The following is an 18,434-nucleotide window of genomic DNA, read 5'->3' as shown; positions in this document are numbered from 1 at the left end:
CGCGTGCGCGCGGACGTGACGGAGCTCTTCGAGCTCGACCCCACCCTGACCCACCTCAACCATGGGGCCTTCGGGGCCGTGCCCCGGGCCGTCCGTGAGTCGCAGGACCGCTTCCGTGCGCACATCGAGGCGGCGCCGATGCGTGCCTTCCGCGACGAGCTGCCCCGACGCATCGCCGAGGTCCGCGAGCACGTCGGCGCCTTCCTCGGAACCGCGCCCGGGTCGACGGCCCTCGTCCGAAACGTGAGCGAGGGCGTCGGGACCGTCCTCGACTCCCTGCGCGTCGGCCCGGGGGACGAGGTCGTCGTCAGCTCGCACGGGTACCCGACGGCGGCGATGGCCGTGACCGCCCGCGGCGCCCATGTCCGCGAGGCCGAGTTCGGGGTCGACGCAGAGGTCGCCGACGTCGTCGCCGCGTTCACCGGAGCGCTGACCCCCGAGACGCGCCTCGTCGTCATCGACCACATCAGCTCACCGACGGCGCTCGTCCTCCCGGTCGCGGAGGTGGCCGCCGCGGTCGCACCGGTGCCGGTCCTCGTCGATGCAGCCCACGTTCCCGGGGCCCTGCCCGGCGTCGAGGTCGACGCGCTCGGCGCGGCGTTCTGGGTCGGCAACCTCCACAAGTGGGCCTTCACGCCGCGCTCTGCCGCCGCGCTCTGGGTCGCTCCCGCCTTCCGGGACCGGGTGCGTCCCCTCGTCACCTCCTGGAGCCACGGCGAGCCCTACCCCGCCTCGTTCGACCTCTCGGGGACCGTCGACCACTCGGCCTGGCTCGCCGTGCCCGACGGCCTCGCCGTCTGGGAGCGGATCGGCGGCTGGGACCTCGTGCGCCGCAACGCCGAGCTGCTCCCCGGTGGTGCCGACCACGTGCGGTCGGCGCTCGGGACGGCGAGCCCGCTCGGCGGCATACCCTCTGCACCCTGCATGACGCTCGTCGCCCTTCCCGAGGGCGTCGCGGACACGGCCGAGCGCGCCGAGGCGCTCTGGCAGGGGCTGTATGCCGCCGGGTTCGTCGTTCCGCCCGTGGCCTTCGCGGGGGCCGGGTACCTTCGTCTCGCGGCCCAGGCGTACAACGACGAGGACGACTACGCCCGGCTCGCCGAGACCCTCGTGGTGCTGGTGGGGCGCGTGAGGGCCTCGATGGCCTCGATGCGGCCCTGACCGGGGGGATGTGGAAAGATCGACCGACCGCCGGAACGCTGCCCACAAGGAGGCCCTCCGTCATGACTGACGCCCCCAACCCCCGTTTCAAGCGGGTCCTGCTCAAGCTGTCCGGCGAGGCCTTCGGCGGCGGCAGCGTCGGCGTCGACCCCTCCATCGTGCAGGGCTACGCCGCCCAGATCGCCGCAGCGGTCCGGGAAGGCGTCCAGGTGGCCATCGTCGTCGGCGGCGGCAACTTCTTCCGCGGCGCCGAGCTCCAGCAGCGCGGCATGGACCGCACACGTGCCGACTACATGGGCATGCTCGGCACGGTGATGAACTGCCTCGCGCTGCAGGACTTCCTCGAGAAGGAGGGCATCGAGACCCGCGTGCAGTCCGCGATCACGATGACGCAGGTCGCCGAGCCGTACATCCCGCGTCGCGCGATCCGCCACCTCGAGAAGGGGCGCGTCGTCATCTTCGGCGCCGGCGCCGGCATGCCGTTCTTCTCGACCGACACCGTGAGCGCCCAGCGCGCCCTCGAGATCAAGTGCGACGCCGTGCTCATGAGCAAGAACGGCGTCGACGGCGTCTACGACTCCGACCCGCGCAGCAACCCCGACGCGCAGAAGCTCGACCACGTGACCTTCACCGAGGCGCTCGCCGACGGCCTCAAGGTCGTCGACGCCGCCGCGTTCAGCCTCTGCCGCGACAACAAGCTGCCCATGGTCGTCTTCGCCATGGAGGGCCCGGGAAACATCACGCGAGCGCTCCTGGGTGAGAAGATCGGCACGCTGGTCACCAACGCGTGACGAGCGCCTGACGTCGCGCCCGCGCAGCAACCCCTCAACGACAGCACAACCCCCACGGGACGAGGAAGCACACCGATGATCGAAGAGACCATGTTCGAGGCCGAGGAGAAGATGGACAAGGCCGTCGAGGTCCTCAAGGAGGACTTCGCGGGCATCCGGACCGGCCGCGCCAACCCGGGCCTGTTCAACAAGCTCACGGTCGACTACTACGGTGCCCCGACCCCGCTCCAGCAGCTCGCGTCCTTCCAGAACCCCGAGCCGCGCACGATCCTCGTCATCCCGTTCGACAAGTCGGCGATGCACGAGATCGAAAAGGCCATCCGCGACTCCGACCTCGGCGTCAACCCGAGCAGCGACGGCCATCAGATCCGCTGCGTCATGCCGGAGCTGACCGAGGAGCGCCGCCGCGAGTACATCAAGCTCGCCCACCACAAGGCCGAGGAGGCGCGCGTCTCCGTGCGCAACATCCGCCGCAAGGCCAAGACCGACCTCGACAAGCTCGTCAAGGACGGCGAGGTCGGCGAGGACGACGGCACTCGCGCCGAGAAGGAGCTCGACGGCCTGACCAAGAAGCACACCGACCTCGTCGACACCCTCGTCAAGGCCAAGGAGGCGGAGCTGCTCGAGGTGTGACCTCGGCGCTCGACCCCACCACCATGACGTCCGCCCCGCCCCCCGACCCCGATTCCGACCGGCCCGAGCCGGAACCGTCGTCGGGGGAGGGCCTCCTCGACGCGATCACCCCAGTGCCCTACGACCCTGCCCTCGACCCCGTCGCCGGGATCCCGCCGGAGTCGGTGATCGAGACGAAGCCCTCCCGCGCCGGACGCGACCTCAAGGCCGCGATCGGGGTGGGCGTCGGCCTCGGCGTCCTCGTCATCGGGACCCTGCTCGTCAACAAGGTCTCCTTCCTCGTCCTCGTCATGGCTGCGGTCGCCCTCGGGGTCTGGGAGATCCGCGGTGCGCTGAGGCAGGCGGCCGTCGAGGCCCCCCTGCTGCCGCCGGTCCTCGGGACGGTGGCCATGCTCTGGGCCGCCTACGTCGGGGGCCCGGCAGCGCTCACCGTCGCCTGGGCGCTCACCGCGGCCGCAACGGTCGTCTGGCGCGCCTTCGGGAAGCCCGAGGGGGCCGCGCGCGACGTCCTCGGCGGAGTCTTCGCGGGGACCTACCCGCCCTTCCTCGCCGGCTTCGCCGCCCTCCTGCTCGCGGCCGACGACGGGGTGGCCCGCATCTTCGCCTTCCTCATCATCACCGTCTGCAGCGACGTCGGAGGGTATGCCGCCGGCGTCCTCTACGGGCGCCACCCCATGGCGCCGACGATCAGCCCGAAGAAGTCCTGGGAGGGCTTCGCCGGGTCGGTGCTGCTCTGCGTCGTCGCGGGTTCCCTGACCGTCCAGTTCTTCCTCGACCGGCCGTGGCCGATCGGCGTCGCGCTCGGCGTCGGCGTGGCCGCCGTCGGGACGGTCGGCGACCTCATGGAGTCGCTCATCAAGCGCGACCTCGGGGTCAAGGACATGTCCAACATCCTTCCCGGCCACGGCGGCATCATGGACCGCCTCGACTCGCTCATCGTCGTCGCACCCGTCGCCTGGGTCGTCCTCACGCTGCTCGCCCCCGCGACCTGAAAGGCGCCTCATGACGGCACCGGCCGGCACCCCCTTCTCCCAGCACGGCCGCGTCGCTCTCGTCACCGGAGCGGGCAGCGCGTCCGGCATCGGCTTCGCCGCGGCGCGCCTGCTCGGCCGTCTCGGGTGCGCGGTCGTCGTGGCGGCGACGACGGACCGCATCCTCGACCGCGTCGCCGAGCTGCGGGCCATCGGGATCGACGCGACCGGCTTCGTCGGCGACCTCACCGACCCCGAGCAGGCCCGCGCGCTCGTGGCGACGGCTCACACGGCATACGGCCGGCTCGACGTCCTCGTCAACAACGCCGGGATGGTGAGCGCGAGCGAGCCCGACTACCTCGAGGGCGACCTCGAGTCGACCGACCCGGTGCGCTGGCGACGGTCCATCGAGCGCAACCTCGACACGGCCTACCTCGTCACCCGTGCCGCCCTCGGCCCGCTGCGCGCCTCCGGATCCGGGCGCGTCGTCACCGTCACGAGCGTCAGCGGCGCCGCCATGGCCATGCGGGCCGACGTCGCGTATGCCGCGTCCAAGGCCGCCCTCGTCGGCCTCACCCGCGCCGTCGCCGTCGACGAGGCGCCGCACGGCATCACGGCCAACGCGGTCGCGCCCGGCTGGATCGAGACCGGCTCGCAGACGCCGTCGGAGGCCGTCGAGGGTCGGACGACCCCCGTCGGGCGCTCCGGGACACCCGACGAGGTGGCCGCTGCGATCGCGTTCCTCGCGAGCCCTGAGGCCGCGTACGTGACGGGGCAGGTCATCGTCGTCGATGGGGGCAACGTCGTCGCCGAGGAGCGCGCACCGCGCGTGGGATGACGCAGGGCGTGGGCCTGCGACAATGGGGGAGCCATGAACGAGATCCCCGCCGCCCTGCCCGAGCCGACGACCGAGCGTCCCGCCCCCGGCCAGCTGACCTTCCGGGCGCCGCGACGGGGGAAGCCGCCGCGGCACCTCGCCGACCTGACGCCCGGCGAGCGCAAGGAGGCCGTGGAGGCCCTCGGCCACCGGGCCTTCCGGGCCAAGCAGCTCTCGACCCACTACTTCGAGCGCCTCGTGGACGACCCCGACGAGATGACCGACCTGCCCAAGGGCGTGCGGTCCGACCTCGTCGCCGACCTGCTCCCGACCCTGCTGACGCCGGTCGTTCAGCGCGTCGCCGACGACGGCCAGACGCTGAAGTACGCCTGGCGCCTCCACGACGGGGCCATCGTCGAGTCGGTGCTCATGCGCTACCCCAAGCGGGTCACGATCTGCATCTCGAGCCAGGCCGGCTGCGGCATGAACTGCCCGTTCTGCGCCACCGGCCAGGCCGGCCTGACGCGCAACATGTCGACCGCCGAAATCGTCGAGCAGGTGGTCTGGGCGGCCCGTGCCCTGCGCCGGGGCGAGCTCGCCGGCGGTGGTGACGCAGACCGCGAAGCCCCGCTCCGGGTCAGCAACGTCGTCTTCATGGGGATGGGGGAGGCGCTCGCCAACTACAAGGCGGCCATCGGCGCGATCCGCCGGCTCACCGACCCGGCGCCCGACGGCCTCGGGATGTCCGCCCGCGGCATCACGATGTCGACCGTTGGGCTCGTGCCCGGCATCGACAAGCTCACCGCGGAGGGGATCCCCGTCACCCTCGCGCTCTCACTCCACGCCCCCGACGACGAGCTGCGCAACGAGCTCGTCCCGATCAACACCCGCTGGTCGGTCGACGAGGCGCTCGATGCGGCCCATCGCTACTACGAGGCGACCGGCCGCCGCGTCTCGATCGAGTACGCCCTCATCCGCGACATCAACGACCAGGGCTGGCGCGCCGACCTGCTCGGCGAGAAGCTCAACGCCCGCGGCCGCGGCTGGGTCCACGTCAACCCGATCCCGCTCAACCCGACCCCGGGGTCGAAGTGGACCGCCTCGCGCCCCGGCGTCGAGCAGAACTTCGTCGAGCGGCTGCGCGCCCACGGCATCCCGACGACGATCCGCGACACCCGCGGCCAGGACATCGACGGCGCGTGCGGGCAGCTCGCGGCCGCGACCGCCTGAGCCGACTCAGCTGCATACGACCTCGTCAGCCGCGCAGGCGGTCAAGGGCCGCGGCCGGGTCCGCGCCGACATCGGCGGCGAGGAGCACGATGAGGGACTCCGCCTCCTCGGCGCAGGCGGCGCAGGCGTGGAGGTGGACGAGCATCTCGGGCAGGTGCGTCGTGTCGGGGTGGGCGAGCAGCTCCTCCGCGAAGCGGTCGGTCAGCTCGAAGCAGTCCTCGCACGACAGCCACGGATCGGTCGGCATGATCAGCCGCTGGGCGTCGGTCGATGTGAGACGACGTGGGTCGGGGGTCATGGCGTCCCTCCTCGCGCGGTCGTGAGGTGTCCGGAGGCGGTCAGGTGGGCGCGGAGCCGGGACCTGGCGACATGGAGTGTCTTGTAGAGGGCACCGCGCGTCGTGCCGAGGCGGTCGGCCAGCACGTCGATCGGCACCTGCTCGACGAGAAGGGCCAGGGCGATCCGGCGCTGGTAGCTCGTCAGCGCCACGGCCATAGCGTGCTGCACGGCGGCCGCGAGATCGGTCGCCTCGGCGTGCTGCTCGGGCCCGGCTGAGGCGTCGGACCAGAGTGCGTCGTCGGGCAGGCACACCTCTCGCGAGGACCACGCGTGGCGGCGGACCTCGTTGGCCGCCTGGAGGATGGCGAACTTGTAGGCCCAGGTCGTGAACCGGCTCCGGCCCTCGAAGCCGCCCAGCTTGGCGAGGATGGCGACGAGCGCATCGTCCGCGGCGCACGTGGCGAGCTCGTCCACGGTGACGGCGCCCACCCCCGGAAGCTGGTCCCGCATGCGCCACACCTGGTGGCGGGCCGCCTTGAGCAGCAGCGCGTGGAGGCGCCGGAGGGCCTCCTCGTGTCGCGGGCCGGACGACGACAGGTCCGACACCCAGTCGGGCTCGCCGGGCTCGTCAGGGTCCTCGGGCTCGTGGGGCTCGGGCGAGGCGGTCTCGACGTAGGGCGTCCGCGGCTGCGGGCCCACGTCCGTCGCGCCGTCCGGACCGGCAAGCGTCACGATGCCGATCCTGCCGGTGCGAGGATCCGTGCGGCAAGGGCGGGCGGGCAGCCACGGTCGACGAGCTGCAGCAGGGCGTGGATGTCGACTCGGTGATCGGCCGCGAGCCGGGCGGCGAGGCCAGTGGCGAATCCGGCCTCGAGAAGTCTGCACCGCCGCCAGGTCGTCACGTCGACCGGAGGCCCGTCCGACCTGCACGGCCTGACGTCGTGCTGCGGGTTGATGGTCATGTCTCGTTGGTGTCGCGACCGGCCTGCGTCTTACCTGCGGGGGTGTGCGTGGGGCAGTCGGCGGGGGCGGCGGTAAGAGAGGCGCCGCTCGCGACACGAACCTGCCTGTCGGCCCCACGGCCCCACGGAGCGAGGTCGACGCCGTCACCCCGAGCTGGAAGGACCGCCGATGGAAACCGTCCGCCAACCACGTACGCATCGAGTGCTGCTGATGACCCTCGTCCTCGTCGCCCTCGTGGCAGGGTCGCTCGCCTGGGCCCTTCCGCGGGCGGGCGCCGCCACGACCCTGCGGAGCACCCCAACTGGGCAGAACGCGACGGCACGGACCCCCTCCCAGGACGCGTTCCACGACCAGATGCGCAAGCTCTGGGAGGACCACGTCACGTGGACGAGGCTCGCCATCGTGACGTTCGCCGACGGCTCGCCGGGCTTCCCGGCGACCGCCGAACGGCTGCTGTCCAACCAGGTGGACATCGGCGACGCGATCAAGCCGTTCTTCGGGGACTCAGCGGGCGACCGCCTGACCGGCCTGCTGCACGACCACATCACGATCGCCGTGGAGATCCTGCAGGCGGCCAAGGACGGCGACACGTCGGCCTTCGACCGGGCCAGCGCCCGCTGGTACGCCAACGCGAACGACATCGCCGACTTCCTGGCCGCCGCGAACCCCCGGTTCTGGCCTGACGACGTCATGCGGATGGACATGAAGACCCATCTCGACCAGACCCTCGCCGAGGCGGCGGCCGAGCTCCACGGCCAATACGCCTCGAGCGTCCTTCAGTACGAGGCCGTGCACGCACACATCCTCGCGATGGCCGACATGCTCAGCGACGGGATCATCGGCCGCTTCCGGTCCGCGTTCCACTGAGCATGCTCCGTCCAACCCACTCAGACCGCTCGGCCCACCGACCGGCATTCACACCACCACTCGATCACCAGGAGAAGCCATGTCCCGTCCCCACCCCCTCACCACCCAGTCCGGCTCGCCCCGCTCGGAGGCTCCTGAGTCGCGCACTGGCGATCCGGCCTACCAGGCGTTCCTCATCCTCCGCACGGCCTTCACGGTCGCCCCGATCGTCTTCGGAGCCGACAAGTTCACGCACCTGCTCGTGGACTGGGACCGCTACCTCGCCCCGGCCATCGCCAACCTCTCGCCGTTGAGCGTCCACCAGACGATGTACGTCGTCGGCGTGATCGAGATCATCGCCGGGATCCTCGTCGCCCTCCGGCCCCGCATCGGGTCGCTCGTTGTCGGCGCGTGGCTCGCCGGCATCATCGTCAACCTGCTGCTCATTCCCGGGTACTACGACATCGCCCTACGCGACTTCGGCCTGCTCCTCGCGGCCGTTGCCCTCAGTCGACTCGCGATTCTCTTCGACGCCCACCCGCTGCCCTGGGCGCGTCCACGTCCATGACCTCCGCGTTCGTCCTCTCCGGTGGCGGCAGCCTCGGCGCCGTCCAGGTCGGGATGCTCCAGGCCCTGCACGACCGGGGGATCCGACCCGACCTGCTGGTCGGCACGTCCGTGGGGGCGGTCAACGCGGCATACGTCGCCGGTCGGGGCCTGAGCCAGGACAGTCTCGATGACCTGGCCCGGATCTGGACCTCGATGCACCGTCGGGACGTCTTCCCGATCGAGCCTCGAAGGGCGGTCCTTGCACTCAGCGGGGGCCGCCCCTCGCTCTTCTCAGCGGACCGGTTGCGGCACCTCGTCGAGTCCCAGCTCACCTTCGATGACCTTGACACCGCAGCCATCCCGTTGAGTGTGGTCACGACCGATCTGACCAGCGGACGATCGGTGGTCCTCTCTCACGGAGACCCCGTTGGCGCGGTGCTTGCCAGTGCCGCCATCCCCGGCATCCTGCCTCCCGTCTCCCACGACGGGCGCGTGCTCGTCGACGGAGGGCTGGCAGACCACGCCGACCTCGTGCGCGAGACGGGGGAGGAGGTCGACGACATCTACCTGCTCCCCACCGGCTTCGCATGCGCTCTGCCGGCGCCGCCGCGGTCGGCGCTCGGCTCGGCCGCGCAGGCGCTGACGCTGCTGATCCAGCAGCGACTCGTCCAGGCCGTCAGCCGCTACCGGGCGCCCGCCGTCCTGCACGTGCTTCCGGCCCTGTGCCCGCTCCGCATCTCACCGGCCGACTTCCGGCACGGCGGCGAGCTGATCGACCGGGCCCACCGGGCGACTGCGGAGTGGCTGGCCTCGGGAGGGGACGACCGACCCGCACCGGAACGGTTCCTGTCCCTGCACTCCCACCTGGCGGTCGACGACGCGCCGGTTCGTCGTGCGACCGCGCGATGAGCGCCGAAGTGCGCTGTTCGAGATGACGACCACGAACCGCACGTCGTCCGAGCGCCCCCGCTCGGCCGGCCTCAGCGCAGGCGATGGCGGTCGTCATCCGGAACGGCCACGGGCCCGACTCAGGCGGACTCGGCCCGGTAGGTGCGGCGGTAGGCGAGGGGTGACAAGCCGACCGCCGCACCCAGGTGCTGGCGGAGGGAGGCCGTCGTGCCGAACCCGGCATCGTGGGCCACCCGCTCGACGGGCAGGTCGGTCGACTCGAGCAGGTGCCGGGCGCGGTCGACCCGAGCCCGGATCAGCCAGGCACCTGCGGTCTCGCCCGTCTCCTCGCGGAACCGCCGCGTGAAGGTCCGCACGCTCATCCCGGCCTGACGAGCCATGTCCGCCAACCCGATCGGCTCGGCGAGGTGGGCGAGCGCCCATGCCCGGGCCGGGCCCGTGCCCGCCTCGAGCTCCTCGGGGACGGGTCGCTCGATGAACTGGGCCTGCCCACCCGCCCGCCAGGGAGCGACGACGGCGCCGCGGGCGACCCGGTTGGCGACCTCGGTGCCGAGGTCGGACCGGAGGAGGTGGAGGAGCAGGTCGATGCCCGCGGCGTTGCCCGCCGACGTGAGCACGTCGCCGTGGTCGACGTAGAGGACATCCGGAGTGACCCGGACTGCGGGGAACAGCTCGGCGAGGCGGTCGGAGTGCATCCAGTGCGTCGTCGCCTCGCGGCCGTCGAGCATCCCCAGGGCCGCGAGGACGAACGCGCCGGTGCAGATCGAGAGCCACCGCGCCTCGGGTCGCGCCGTCGCGGCCAGCTCGACGAGCCCCGCGGGCAGCTCGCCACGCGTCACGACCGGCCCGCTCGAGATGCCGGGGACGATGATCGTGTCGGCCTCGGCGACGACGGTGTTGGGGTGCGTGGGCAGCGCGGCGAAACCCGCGGACGTGAGGACCGGACCGTCGTCGACCGTGCACATCGAGACCTCGTAGGGCTTCGGCGCGCCCGTCGGCGGCCCCGGCCAGCCCGGGTCGAGGGCGCTCGCGGCGAGGAACCGATGGGGCAGGCCGAGCTCGAAGGCGACGACGCGGCGCAGGGCGAGCACGGCGACCCGGTGTGGGCGCGTTGGGGGCGTCATGGCCAGATCATTGCACAACGTGGCCATCCGGCCACTCGCCGTCACGGTGCCCGTCGTCCAGAGTTGACCCCGTGACCACGACCGACCGCCGCCCGACCGGCCGCCCGACCGACCGACTCCGCGCACGCCGCGGCGCACGCACCGCGCCCAGGATCCACCCGGCGTGGTGGGTCGCCGCGACGACCTTCCTGACGGCCATCGGCGCCGCCGGCTTCCGCGCGACCCCCGGCGTGCTCATCCTCCCGCTCCAGGAGGAGTTCGGCTGGCCGCTCGGGCTCATCGGGACCGCGGTCTCGGTGAACCTGCTCCTCTTCGGGCTCACGGCCCCGTTCTCGGCTGCCCTCATGGAGCACTTTGGCGTCCGCCGCGTCGTCGCCGGCGCCCTCGTCCTCGTCGCGACCGGTTCGATCCTGCCGATCTGGATGTCGAGCTCGTGGCAGCTGATCCTCTGCTGGGGCATCCTCGTCGGGCTCGGGACCGGGTCGATGGCCATGTCGCTCGTCGCCACGGTGACGGGCCGATGGTTCGTCGCGCGCCGCGGCCTCGTGACGGGGGTCCTCACCGCCGCCGGCGCGACCGGGCAGCTGATCTTCCTGCCCGTGCTCGCCTGGCTGGCGCAGAACCACGGCTGGCGCGCGGCGGCCGTCGTGACCGCCTCCGCGGCACTGCTCGTGGTCCCGCTCGTCCTGTGGCGCCTCCACGACCACCCGAGCGACCTCGGCCTCACGGCCTACGGCGCGCCCGAGGGGACGCCCGTCGCCCGTCCGGTTCGGCCCGTCGTCCACCCGGCGCGGCTCGCGCTCGGGGCCCTGCGGGACGCGTCGCGCACGAGGGTCTTCTGGCTCCTGGCCGGGAGCTTCGCGGTCTGCGGCATGTCGACGAACGGTCTCGTCGGCACCCACTTCATCCCGGCGGCCCACGACCACGGCATGGCCCAGACGACCGCGGCGAGCCTGCTCGCCCTCGTCGGGGTCTTCGACATCGTCGGCACGATCTTCTCCGGCTGGCTCACCGACCGGGTCGACGCTCGGCTGCTCCTCGCGGCCTACTACACACTGCGCGGCGCCTCGCTCTTCCTGCTCCCTTCGCTCTTCAGCGACGAGATGCACGTCAACATGCTCGCCTTCATCCTCTTCTACGGGCTCGACTGGTTCGCGACGGTGCCGCCGACCATGGCCCTCTGCCGCAGCGCCTTCGGCGACCGTGCGCCGATCGTCTTCGGCTGGGTCTTCGCCTCCCACCAGGTGGGCGCGGCCATCGCTGCCGTGGGTGCGGGCCTCGTCCGCGACGAGCTCGGCACCTACGACCTCGCCTGGTATGCCGCCGGCGCCCTCTGCCTCGTCGCCGCGGTCATGTGCGTGGCGATCACCGCGCAGCGCGTGTCGCCTCCGTCACTTGCGTCGACGACCTCTGGTGCGACAGGGGCCGCGGCGGCAGAGTGAGCGCATGAGCGACGCAGGCAGCCCAGCGGCATACCGGACGGCGTACGACGCGAGCCTGAGCGACCCGGAGGCCTTCTGGGGAGCGGCGGCCTCCGCGATCGACTGGGTGACGCCGCCGACGCGCGTCCTCGACGACACCGACCCGCCCTTCTACCGGTGGTATCCCGACGGCGAGCTCAACGTCTGCGTCAACGCCGTCGACCGGCACGTCGCCGCCGGCCGGGGCGACCAGCCGGCGATCCACTACGACTCACCGGTCACGGGGACGAAGGCGACCATCACGTATGCCGCTCTGCTGGCTCGCGTGCGCGCCGTGGCCGGCGGTCTGCGCGGGCTCGGCGTCGAGAAGGGCGACCGCGTCGTCATCTACATGCCGATGGTCCCCGAGGCCGTCATCGCGATGCTCGCCTGCGCGCGCATCGGGGCCATCCACTCGGTCGTCTTCGGTGGCTTCGCGCCCCAGGAGCTCGCGGCGCGCATCGACGACGCGGCCCCGAAGGTCGTCCTCTCGGCCTCGTGCGGCGTCGAGCCGTCGCGGATCGTGCCCTACAAGCCGTTCCTCGACGAGGCGATCCGCCGCTCCGACCACAAGCCCGAGCGGTGCGTGGTCCTCCAGCGCGGGCAGCAGCGGGCCGAGCTGGGGGAGCGCGACATCGACTGGCGCGACTTCGAGTCCGGCGAGGCCGCCCTCGCGGGAGCCGACCCGGTCACCGTGGCGGCGACGGACCCGCTCTACATCCTCTACACCTCGGGGACGACGGGGAAGCCGAAGGGGATCTACCGCGACAGCGGCGGCTATGCCGTGGCGCTGCGCTGGTCGATGGAGAACATCTACGACGTCCGTCCCGGCGAGACGATGTTCACCGCGAGCGACGTCGGGTGGGTCGTCGGGCACTCGTACATCGTCTACGCGCCGCTGCTGACCGGCGCGACGACCGTCCTCTACGAAGGCAAGCCGATCGGCACGCCCGACGCGGGAGCCTTCTGGCGTGTCATCTCCGAGTACGACGCGGTCGCCCTCTTCACCGCGCCGACCGCGTTCCGTGCCATCAAGAAGGAGGACTCGACCGCCTCGAAGGTGGCCGACTACGACCTGTCGGGCTTCCGGGCGCTCTACCTCGCCGGCGAGCGCCTCGACCCCGACACCTACGAGTGGGCCTCTCGCGCGCTCGGGGTCCCCGTCATCGACAACTGGTGGCAGACCGAGACCGGCTGGCCGATCGCGGCCAACCCCAAGGGGCTGGAGCTGCTGCCGATCAAGGCCGGCTCGCCGAGCGTGGCTGTCCCGGGCTACGACGTCCGCGTCCTCGACGGCTCGGGCGAGCCGGTCCCGGCCGGCGTCGAGGGCGCCATCTGCATCAAGCTCCCGATGCCGCCCGGCACCCTGCCGACCCTGTGGCACGACGACGAGCGCTACGTCAGCTCCTACCTCTCGGCCTACCCGGGCTACTACCTCACGGGCGACGGCGGGTACATCGACGAGGACGGCTACCTGTTCGTCATGGGCCGCACCGACGACGTGCTCAACGTGGCCGGCCACCGCCTGTCGACCGGGTCGATCGAGGCGGCGCTCGCGGGGCACGAGGCCGTCGCCGAGTGTGCCGTCATCGGTGTCCGCGACGAGCTCAAGGGCCAGGTGCCCCGGGCCCTCGTTGTGCTCAAGTCGGGCATCGACGGCGACGCCGAGGGGGAGCGGATCCGCACTGAGCTCGTGGCCCGGGTGCGGGCGGAGGTCGGTGCGGTCGCCGCGCTGCACCAGGTCGACATCGTCGCCGGACTGCCCAAGACCCGCTCGGGCAAGATCCTGCGCAAGACCATGCGCGAGATGGCCGACGGCGGATCGCCCGCTGTGCCCGCGACGATCGAGGACGCCTCGGTCCTCGACGCGCTCGGCCCCGTCCTGCGCGGCTCCTGAGCGGCTCCTGAGCGGCCCGACCCTCACACCGAACGACTCGTTCGGTCAGGAAGCAGGGCTGGCGAGGAGGGGGAGGACCTCGTCGAAGGTGTCGACGAGGTGGACCGACTCGGCCATGCGCCGGCCGTGGGCGATCTGCTGCAGGGCGGGCCACACCGGGAGCGTCTCGGTCCAGTGCCTCCTGCCGACGAGGACGAGCGGCGCGAGCGGCACGTCCTCCGGCGCGTAGTAGAGCGGCGTCACGGCCTGGAAGATCTCCTGGACCGTCCCGGCCGCGCCGTGGAGCACGACGATGCCGGCATTGCTCCGCGACACGAGGCCGTCCTCGCGGATCGCGTTGGAGAAGTACTTCGCGATGACGTCGCAGAAGACGTTGGGCGGCTCGTGCCCGTAGAACCACGTCGGGATGCCCAGCGACCGGGCCGACGGGCCGAGGGTGTCGGTCGGCACCTGCGGCTCCGCCCCGACGATGGTCCGGCGCACCCGAAGCCCCAGGGAGGCCCAGGCCGTGACGTCGGGAGCGAACGCCGGCACCTCGGTGAGCGTGGCCAGGGCGTGGCGCAGCGTCGCCATGTCGGGGCAGAGCGCCCCGAGGTTGGCCGCCTCCATCGCGCCGGGCCCGCCACCGGTCGCCACGAGGTGGCCCTCCTCGGCGAGGCCGTGACCGAGCCGGGCAGCCGCGGCATACTCCGCCGACCCCCGCGGCAGTGCGTGCCCACCCATGACGCCGACGACGGAGCGGCCGTCGACGAGCTCGTCGAGCTCGTCGGTGACCGAGTCGTCGTGGATCGCGCGGATGAGCGTGCAGTAGGCGTCGGTCCGCAGGGTCGCGTCGATGAACCACGCGTAGGCCCTCGCGTCGGGGGTCGCGGCATACCCCTGCTCGAGGCCGTCGTAGAGGTCCTCGGGGAAGTAGAGGCCGCGCCACGGGTCGATGGGCGCGTCCGCGATGCCGGGGAAGACGATGGCGCCGCGGGTGAGGAGGACCTCGGCGACGTCTGGTGGCACCCTTCCGCCGAGCACGACGAGTCCGGCGAGGTCGCCGCGCTCGCGCAGCCGGTCGGCATAGCCGGTGAGGTCGAGGTCCTGCAGGCGCAGTCCCTGGACGGACTCCCCTGAGTCGAGGTGGTCGTCCAGGGCGTCGAGAGTCTCGATCTCCATGGCGTCATCCTGCCCTGTGGTTGCCCCTCGGACCGCCGGCCGACCCCTCGGTATGCCGCTCGCCCGGCCCTGCGAGGATCTGCGGGTGGTCGGGGTTCTCGAGGGTTTTGCGACGATCGCGGTGGTCGTCGCGGTCGGCTGGCTGCTCGCGCACCTACGCATCCTCGACGAGAGCGCGCAGGTCGCCCTGTCGCGGCTCGCCTTCCACGTCGCCTCGCCCGCGCTGCTCCTCACCGTCATGCAGCGCACCCCGCTCCAGGCGGTCGTGTCGGCCAACCTCGCGACCGCGCTCCTCAGCTTCGCGGTCGTCGTCGCGCTCTACCTGCTCGTCGCGCGGCTGCGGTGGGCGGGAGGGACGCTCGGGTCACGCCTCATCGGCGGGCTGTCCGCGGCATACGTCAACGCGGGGAACCTCGGGATCCCGATCGCGCTCTACGTCCTTGGCGACGTCGCGTGGGTGGCCCCGACGCTGCTCGCGCAGCTCCTCATCATCACGCCCGTCGCGATGGCGCTCTTCGACAGCGATGCGCGGGGCGAGCGACCGACGCTCGGGCGCGGCCTGCGGCGGATGCTGAGCAACCCGATCACGGTGGGCGCCATCGCGGGGCTGCTCATCGCGGTCCTCGACCTCCACCTGCCGACCGTCGTCAGCGCTCCGATCGCGCTGCTCGGCGCGATGGCGGTCCCCTCGATGCTCATCGCGTTCGGCATCTCCCTGCGTCGCGGACCGCGCCCGGCGGCCGGTCGCTCGGCCGACCACGTCTGGACGGTCGTCGCCCTCAAGGTCCTCGTCATGCCCGCCGTCGCGCTCGGGGTGGGCCTCGCGCTCGGGCTGCGCGGCCAGGCCCTCTTCGCCGTCGTCGTCACGGCCGCCCTGCCGACCGCGCAGAACATCTTCACGTATGCCGTCCGCTACCGTCGCGAGGTCACGCTCGCCCGCGACGCGATCTTCATCAGCACCTTCGCATCGGTCCCGGTCATCCTCGCCATCGCGGGCCTCTTCCACTGGCTCGCGGGCGTCTGACCGACCCTCGAGCATGACGCCTCCGGAAACCGTCCGTCCGAAGGGGGTGCACCGGGTGGCGCGCGGTGGAAGTCTGCTCCCATGAAAAGCACGATGCAGTCGACGCCGCTTCTCATCTCCACGCTCCTTCGGTACGGCACGCGGGTCCACGGGGACAGCGAGGTCGCGACGTGGACGCCGGACGGCGCGCGCCGGACGACCTACCGCGAGCTCGGGGACCTGGCGGGGCGCCTCGCCAACGCCCTGCGCTCGCTCGGCGTCACGGGCGACCAACGCGTCGCGACGTTCATGTGGAACAACACTGAACACCTCATGGCCTATCTCGCCGTCCCGTCGATGGGTGCCGTGCTGCACGCCCTCAACATCCGGCTCTTCCCCGAGCAGCTCGTCTACGTCGCCCGGCACGGTGGCAGCGAGGTCGTCATCGTCGACAACACCCTGGCCGCACCGTTCGCGCGCCTGCTCCCGCACCTTCCCGCCATGCGCCATGTCATCGTCAACGGGCCGGTCGACGACGACACCCGCGCGGCCCTGGGCGAGCCGGAGCACATCGAGCAGGTCCACGACCTCGAGACGCTCCTCGCCGCGCACGAGCCCGGGTTCGACTGGCCCGAGGATCTCGACGAGAACGACGCGACGTCGATGTGCTACACGTCGGGCACCACGGGCCACCCCAAGGGTGTGGCCTACTCGCACCGCAGCAACGTCCTCCACGCGATGGGTGTCGCGGCCTCGCTCGGCGTCCGGCAGCCCGACCGGCTGCTCATCGTCGTGCCGCTGTTCCACGCGAACGCCTGGGGCTTCCCCTACGCGGCGATGGTCACGGGCTGCTCGCTCGTCATGCCGGACCGCTTCCTCCAGGCGGAGCCGCTCACCGCGATGATCGCCGCCGAGGGGGTCACCGGCGGCGCCGGAGTCCCGACGATCTGGAACGACCTGCTCCACTACCTCGACACCCACGAGGCCGACGTGTCGAGCGTGCACATGCTCATGGTCGGCGGCTCCGCTGCGCCGCCCGCCCTGATCCGCCGGTTCCAGGAGGAGCACGACATCGAGATCGTCCACGGCTGGGGCATGACGGAGATGTCCCCGGTGGGCTCGCTCGCGATCCCGCCCGGTGCGGCCGAGCCGGCCTCCGACGCCTACTGGGCCTACCGCCAGGCTCAAGGACGGCTCCTCTGCGGCGTCGAGGGCCGGATCATCGGGCCCGACGGCTCCGAGCAGCCCTGGGACGGCCGCAGCGTCGGCGAGCTCGAGGTCCGGGGGCCGTGGATCACGGGCAGCTACTACAGCAACGGCTCCGAGTCCTCGGGCGAGATCGATGAGATGGCGGCCAAGTTCGACGACGGCTGGCTCCGGACGGGCGATGTCGGCACCCTGACCCACGACGGCTTCCTCGTGCTGACGGACCGGGCCAAGGACGTCATCAAGTCGGGCGGTGAGTGGATCAGCTCCGTCGACCTCGAGAACGCGATCATGGCGCACCCCGACGTCCTCGAGGCGTCCGTCGTCGGCGTGCCCGACGAGAAATGGGGCGAGCGGCCCCTCGCCTCGGTCGTCCTCAAGGAGGGCGCGACGACGACGGTCGAGGACCTGCGCGCCTTCCTCGAGGAGAAGGTCGCGCACTGGCAGGTGCCCGAGCGGTGGGCCCTCATCGACGAGGTGCCGAAGACGAGCGTCGGCAAGTTCGACAAGAAGGTGCTGCGGCGGCGCTACGCCGCGGGCGAGCTCGAGGTGCGCAGGGTCGAGCCCACCACGACCTGACCCGCAGATGCGGGGGACCGTAGACGGCGCGGCCCACCTCGTGGGGGCCGCGCCGGACGCTGCGGTCAGAAGCCGCCGAAGTCGCCGCCGCCGAAGTCGCCCCCGAAGTCGCCGCCGCCGAAGTCCCCGCCGCCGAAGTCGGCCCCGCTGACGTCTCCGCCGGCGAAGTCCTGCCCGGCGGCGTCGCCGCCCGTGTCGGCACCGCCACCAGATTGACCACCAGAGCCACCCGAGTCACCGGAGTCACTGGCGTCGCCGCCGTCGGCCGAGGCGACCCCCGCCTCCTGGGCCTCGGGGGAGGACTCGAAGCCGCCGAGCATCATGTCGGCCAGGGCCGAGCCCACGACGACACCGGCGATGGTGCCGAGCATGGAGCCGGCGACCATGCCGCCCATGCCCATGCCGCCTTCCATGCCGCCTCCCATGCGCCCCCCGGTCCCGAAGGCCCCCTGGAGGTAGCCGGGCCGGTTCATCTCGGCTCGCGTGGCGCTGCGGGCGAGGTCGGCCGGCTGGTCGCTGCGCGGTCGCTCGGACTCGGGGAGGTCGTCGTTGAGACGCTGGAGAACCATCTGGCGCTGCTCGGGCGAGAGCTTCCCGAAGGCCTCGGTGTGCACCCGCTCGATGTCCTCGGGCGGCGCGGTGCGCAGCAGGTAGCGGTAGCGCGCGATCGCCCGCTCGTCCTCGCTGGACGCGCCTCCGCGCGGCGGCGGGACGGTGTAGGGCTGGCCGGCGGGCGGAGCCATCGGCGGTCGCCCGGTTGCGGTGGTGTCGCGCGGCTCTCGTCCGAGCAGCTTGTCGAGGAATCCCATGTCGTCTCCTGGCGTCGGCGTCGCGCGGCAACGGCTCGTGAGGGCG

The 18,434-nt window shown here is 72.2% G+C and carries 19 protein-coding genes; 13 read left to right on the top strand and 6 right to left on the bottom strand.

Features of this window, described 5'->3' with window-relative positions; all coding sequences use genetic code 11:
- Positions 1-3: 3 nt before the first annotated feature.
- The 6 genes from N865_RS11240 (at position 4) to rlmN (ending at position 5,603) form a co-directional block, all read left to right on the top strand.
- Positions 4-1,161 (top strand): aminotransferase class V-fold PLP-dependent enzyme, encoded by a 1,158-nt coding sequence (locus N865_RS11240; protein WP_034805647.1) that lies wholly within the window; start codon positions 4-6, stop codon positions 1,159-1,161.
- 62 nt (positions 1,162-1,223) lie between these two features.
- The gene (gene pyrH, locus N865_RS11235; RefSeq protein ID WP_034805644.1) at positions 1,224-1,952 is read left to right on the top strand and encodes a UMP kinase; all 729 of its coding nucleotides are present in this window, start codon (positions 1,224-1,226) and stop codon (positions 1,950-1,952) included.
- A 75-nt stretch (positions 1,953-2,027) separates the two neighbouring features.
- Positions 2,028-2,585 (top strand): ribosome recycling factor, encoded by a 558-nt coding sequence (frr, locus tag N865_RS11230; RefSeq protein WP_034805641.1) that lies wholly within the window; start codon positions 2,028-2,030, stop codon positions 2,583-2,585.
- Between the two features lie 23 nt (positions 2,586-2,608).
- Entirely contained in the window at positions 2,609-3,577 is a 969-nt protein-coding gene (locus N865_RS11225) for a phosphatidate cytidylyltransferase (RefSeq protein ID WP_084328156.1), read from the top strand.
- A gap of 10 nt (positions 3,578-3,587) precedes the next feature.
- Positions 3,588-4,394 (top strand): SDR family NAD(P)-dependent oxidoreductase, encoded by an 807-nt coding sequence (locus N865_RS11220; RefSeq protein WP_034805638.1) that lies wholly within the window; start codon positions 3,588-3,590, stop codon positions 4,392-4,394.
- Positions 4,395-4,427: 33 nt separating this feature from the next.
- Entirely contained in the window at positions 4,428-5,603 is a 1,176-nt protein-coding gene (gene rlmN / locus N865_RS11215) for a 23S rRNA (adenine(2503)-C(2))-methyltransferase RlmN (protein WP_034805634.1), read from the top strand.
- A gap of 25 nt (positions 5,604-5,628) precedes the next feature.
- Here the strand turns inward: rlmN and N865_RS11210 are convergent, their stop codons facing one another.
- Genes N865_RS11210 through N865_RS11200 form a run of 3 tightly spaced genes read right to left on the bottom strand, consistent with a single transcriptional unit; the run spans position 5,629 to position 6,844 of the window.
- Entirely contained in the window at positions 5,629-5,901 is a 273-nt protein-coding gene (locus N865_RS11210) for a hypothetical protein (protein ID WP_051510475.1), read from the bottom strand.
- On the bottom strand, positions 5,898-6,614 hold the full coding sequence (locus N865_RS11205) for an RNA polymerase sigma factor (RefSeq protein WP_245603731.1): 717 nt from the start codon (positions 6,612-6,614) through the stop codon (positions 5,898-5,900). The genes N865_RS11210 and N865_RS11205 overlap by 4 nt, the downstream gene beginning before the upstream one ends.
- Positions 6,611-6,844 (bottom strand): hypothetical protein, encoded by a 234-nt coding sequence (locus tag N865_RS11200; protein WP_034805632.1) that lies wholly within the window; start codon positions 6,842-6,844, stop codon positions 6,611-6,613. The genes N865_RS11205 and N865_RS11200 overlap by 4 nt, the downstream gene beginning before the upstream one ends.
- 211 nt (positions 6,845-7,055) lie before the next feature.
- Between N865_RS11200 and N865_RS11195 the strand changes: the two genes are divergently transcribed.
- From N865_RS11195 to N865_RS11185, 3 genes are all read left to right on the top strand, one after another.
- Positions 7,056-7,712, top strand: a complete 657-nt coding sequence (locus N865_RS11195; RefSeq protein ID WP_211244894.1) for a hypothetical protein — start codon at positions 7,056-7,058, stop codon at positions 7,710-7,712.
- A 79-nt stretch (positions 7,713-7,791) separates the two neighbouring features.
- Positions 7,792-8,259: a hypothetical protein gene (locus N865_RS11190; RefSeq protein WP_051510473.1), complete on the top strand. Its 468-nt coding sequence runs from the start codon at positions 7,792-7,794 to the stop codon at positions 8,257-8,259.
- Positions 8,256-9,149, top strand: a complete 894-nt coding sequence (locus N865_RS11185; RefSeq protein WP_034805629.1) for a patatin-like phospholipase family protein — start codon at positions 8,256-8,258, stop codon at positions 9,147-9,149. The genes N865_RS11190 and N865_RS11185 overlap by 4 nt, the downstream gene beginning before the upstream one ends.
- 119 nt (positions 9,150-9,268) lie before the next feature.
- Here the strand turns inward: N865_RS11185 and N865_RS11180 are convergent, their stop codons facing one another.
- Complete coding sequence (locus tag N865_RS11180) at positions 9,269-10,273, bottom strand: GlxA family transcriptional regulator (protein ID WP_034805625.1); 1,005 nt, start codon at positions 10,271-10,273, stop codon at positions 9,269-9,271.
- A gap of 71 nt (positions 10,274-10,344) precedes the next feature.
- Between N865_RS11180 and N865_RS11175 the strand changes: the two genes are divergently transcribed.
- Positions 10,345-11,715: an MFS transporter gene (locus N865_RS11175; protein WP_084328152.1), complete on the top strand. Its 1,371-nt coding sequence runs from the start codon at positions 10,345-10,347 to the stop codon at positions 11,713-11,715.
- A gap of 4 nt (positions 11,716-11,719) precedes the next feature.
- Positions 11,720-13,630, top strand: a complete 1,911-nt coding sequence (locus N865_RS11170; RefSeq protein ID WP_034805734.1) for a propionyl-CoA synthetase — start codon at positions 11,720-11,722, stop codon at positions 13,628-13,630.
- Positions 13,631-13,675: 45 nt separating this feature from the next.
- On the opposite strand, the gene N865_RS11165 is transcribed toward N865_RS11170, so the two are convergent.
- The gene (locus N865_RS11165; protein ID WP_034805622.1) at positions 13,676-14,791 is read right to left on the bottom strand and encodes an LOG family protein; all 1,116 of its coding nucleotides are present in this window, start codon (positions 14,789-14,791) and stop codon (positions 13,676-13,678) included.
- Positions 14,792-14,876: 85 nt separating this feature from the next.
- Between N865_RS11165 and N865_RS11160 the strand changes: the two genes are divergently transcribed.
- Positions 14,877-15,815: an AEC family transporter gene (locus tag N865_RS11160; protein WP_034805619.1), complete on the top strand. Its 939-nt coding sequence runs from the start codon at positions 14,877-14,879 to the stop codon at positions 15,813-15,815.
- 81 nt (positions 15,816-15,896) lie between these two features.
- Positions 15,897-17,579, top strand: coding sequence for a long-chain fatty acid--CoA ligase (locus N865_RS11155; protein WP_034805616.1), 1,683 nt, complete (start codon positions 15,897-15,899; stop codon positions 17,577-17,579).
- A 65-nt stretch (positions 17,580-17,644) separates the two neighbouring features.
- On the opposite strand, the gene N865_RS11150 is transcribed toward N865_RS11155, so the two are convergent.
- On the bottom strand, positions 17,645-18,388 hold the full coding sequence (locus N865_RS11150; protein ID WP_034805613.1) for a hypothetical protein: 744 nt from the start codon (positions 18,386-18,388) through the stop codon (positions 17,645-17,647).
- Positions 18,389-18,434: the final 46 nt, after the last annotated feature.

Source organism: Intrasporangium oryzae NRRL B-24470 (genome assembly GCF_000576595.1).
In the GTDB taxonomy this organism is placed as follows: domain Bacteria; phylum Actinomycetota; class Actinomycetes; order Actinomycetales; family Dermatophilaceae; genus Intrasporangium_C; species Intrasporangium_C oryzae.
The sequence above is the reverse complement of the archived record's forward strand: the minus strand, read 5'-3'. Positions and strand labels throughout refer to the sequence as shown.

What these genes read in the sequence shown, in the direction of transcription:
- pyrH (WP_034805644.1), top strand. Translation starts at nt 1,224, where the DNA reads ATGACTGACGCCCCCAACCCCCGTTTCAAGCGGGTCCTGCTCAAGCTG.
- frr (WP_034805641.1), top strand. Translation starts at nt 2,028, where the DNA reads ATGATCGAAGAGACCATGTTCGAGGCCGAGGAGAAGATGGACAAGGCC.
- N865_RS11225 (WP_084328156.1), top strand. Translation starts at nt 2,609, where the DNA reads ATGACGTCCGCCCCGCCCCCCGACCCCGATTCCGACCGGCCCGAGCCG.
- N865_RS11220 (WP_034805638.1), top strand. Translation starts at nt 3,588, where the DNA reads ATGACGGCACCGGCCGGCACCCCCTTCTCCCAGCACGGCCGCGTCGCT.
- rlmN (WP_034805634.1), top strand. Translation starts at nt 4,428, where the DNA reads ATGAACGAGATCCCCGCCGCCCTGCCCGAGCCGACGACCGAGCGTCCC.
- N865_RS11210 (WP_051510475.1), bottom strand. Translation starts at nt 5,901, where the DNA reads ATGACCCCCGACCCACGTCGTCTCACATCGACCGACGCCCAGCGGCTG.
- N865_RS11200 (WP_034805632.1), bottom strand. Translation starts at nt 6,844, where the DNA reads ATGACCATCAACCCGCAGCACGACGTCAGGCCGTGCAGGTCGGACGGG.
- N865_RS11195 (WP_211244894.1), top strand. Translation starts at nt 7,056, where the DNA reads ATGACCCTCGTCCTCGTCGCCCTCGTGGCAGGGTCGCTCGCCTGGGCC.
- N865_RS11190 (WP_051510473.1), top strand. Translation starts at nt 7,792, where the DNA reads ATGTCCCGTCCCCACCCCCTCACCACCCAGTCCGGCTCGCCCCGCTCG.
- N865_RS11185 (WP_034805629.1), top strand. Translation starts at nt 8,256, where the DNA reads ATGACCTCCGCGTTCGTCCTCTCCGGTGGCGGCAGCCTCGGCGCCGTC.
- N865_RS11180 (WP_034805625.1), bottom strand. Translation starts at nt 10,273, where the DNA reads ATGACGCCCCCAACGCGCCCACACCGGGTCGCCGTGCTCGCCCTGCGC.
- N865_RS11170 (WP_034805734.1), top strand. Translation starts at nt 11,720, where the DNA reads ATGAGCGACGCAGGCAGCCCAGCGGCATACCGGACGGCGTACGACGCG.
- N865_RS11165 (WP_034805622.1), bottom strand. Translation starts at nt 14,791, where the DNA reads ATGGAGATCGAGACTCTCGACGCCCTGGACGACCACCTCGACTCAGGG.
- N865_RS11155 (WP_034805616.1), top strand. Translation starts at nt 15,897, where the DNA reads ATGAAAAGCACGATGCAGTCGACGCCGCTTCTCATCTCCACGCTCCTT.
- N865_RS11150 (WP_034805613.1), bottom strand. Translation starts at nt 18,388, where the DNA reads ATGGGATTCCTCGACAAGCTGCTCGGACGAGAGCCGCGCGACACCACC.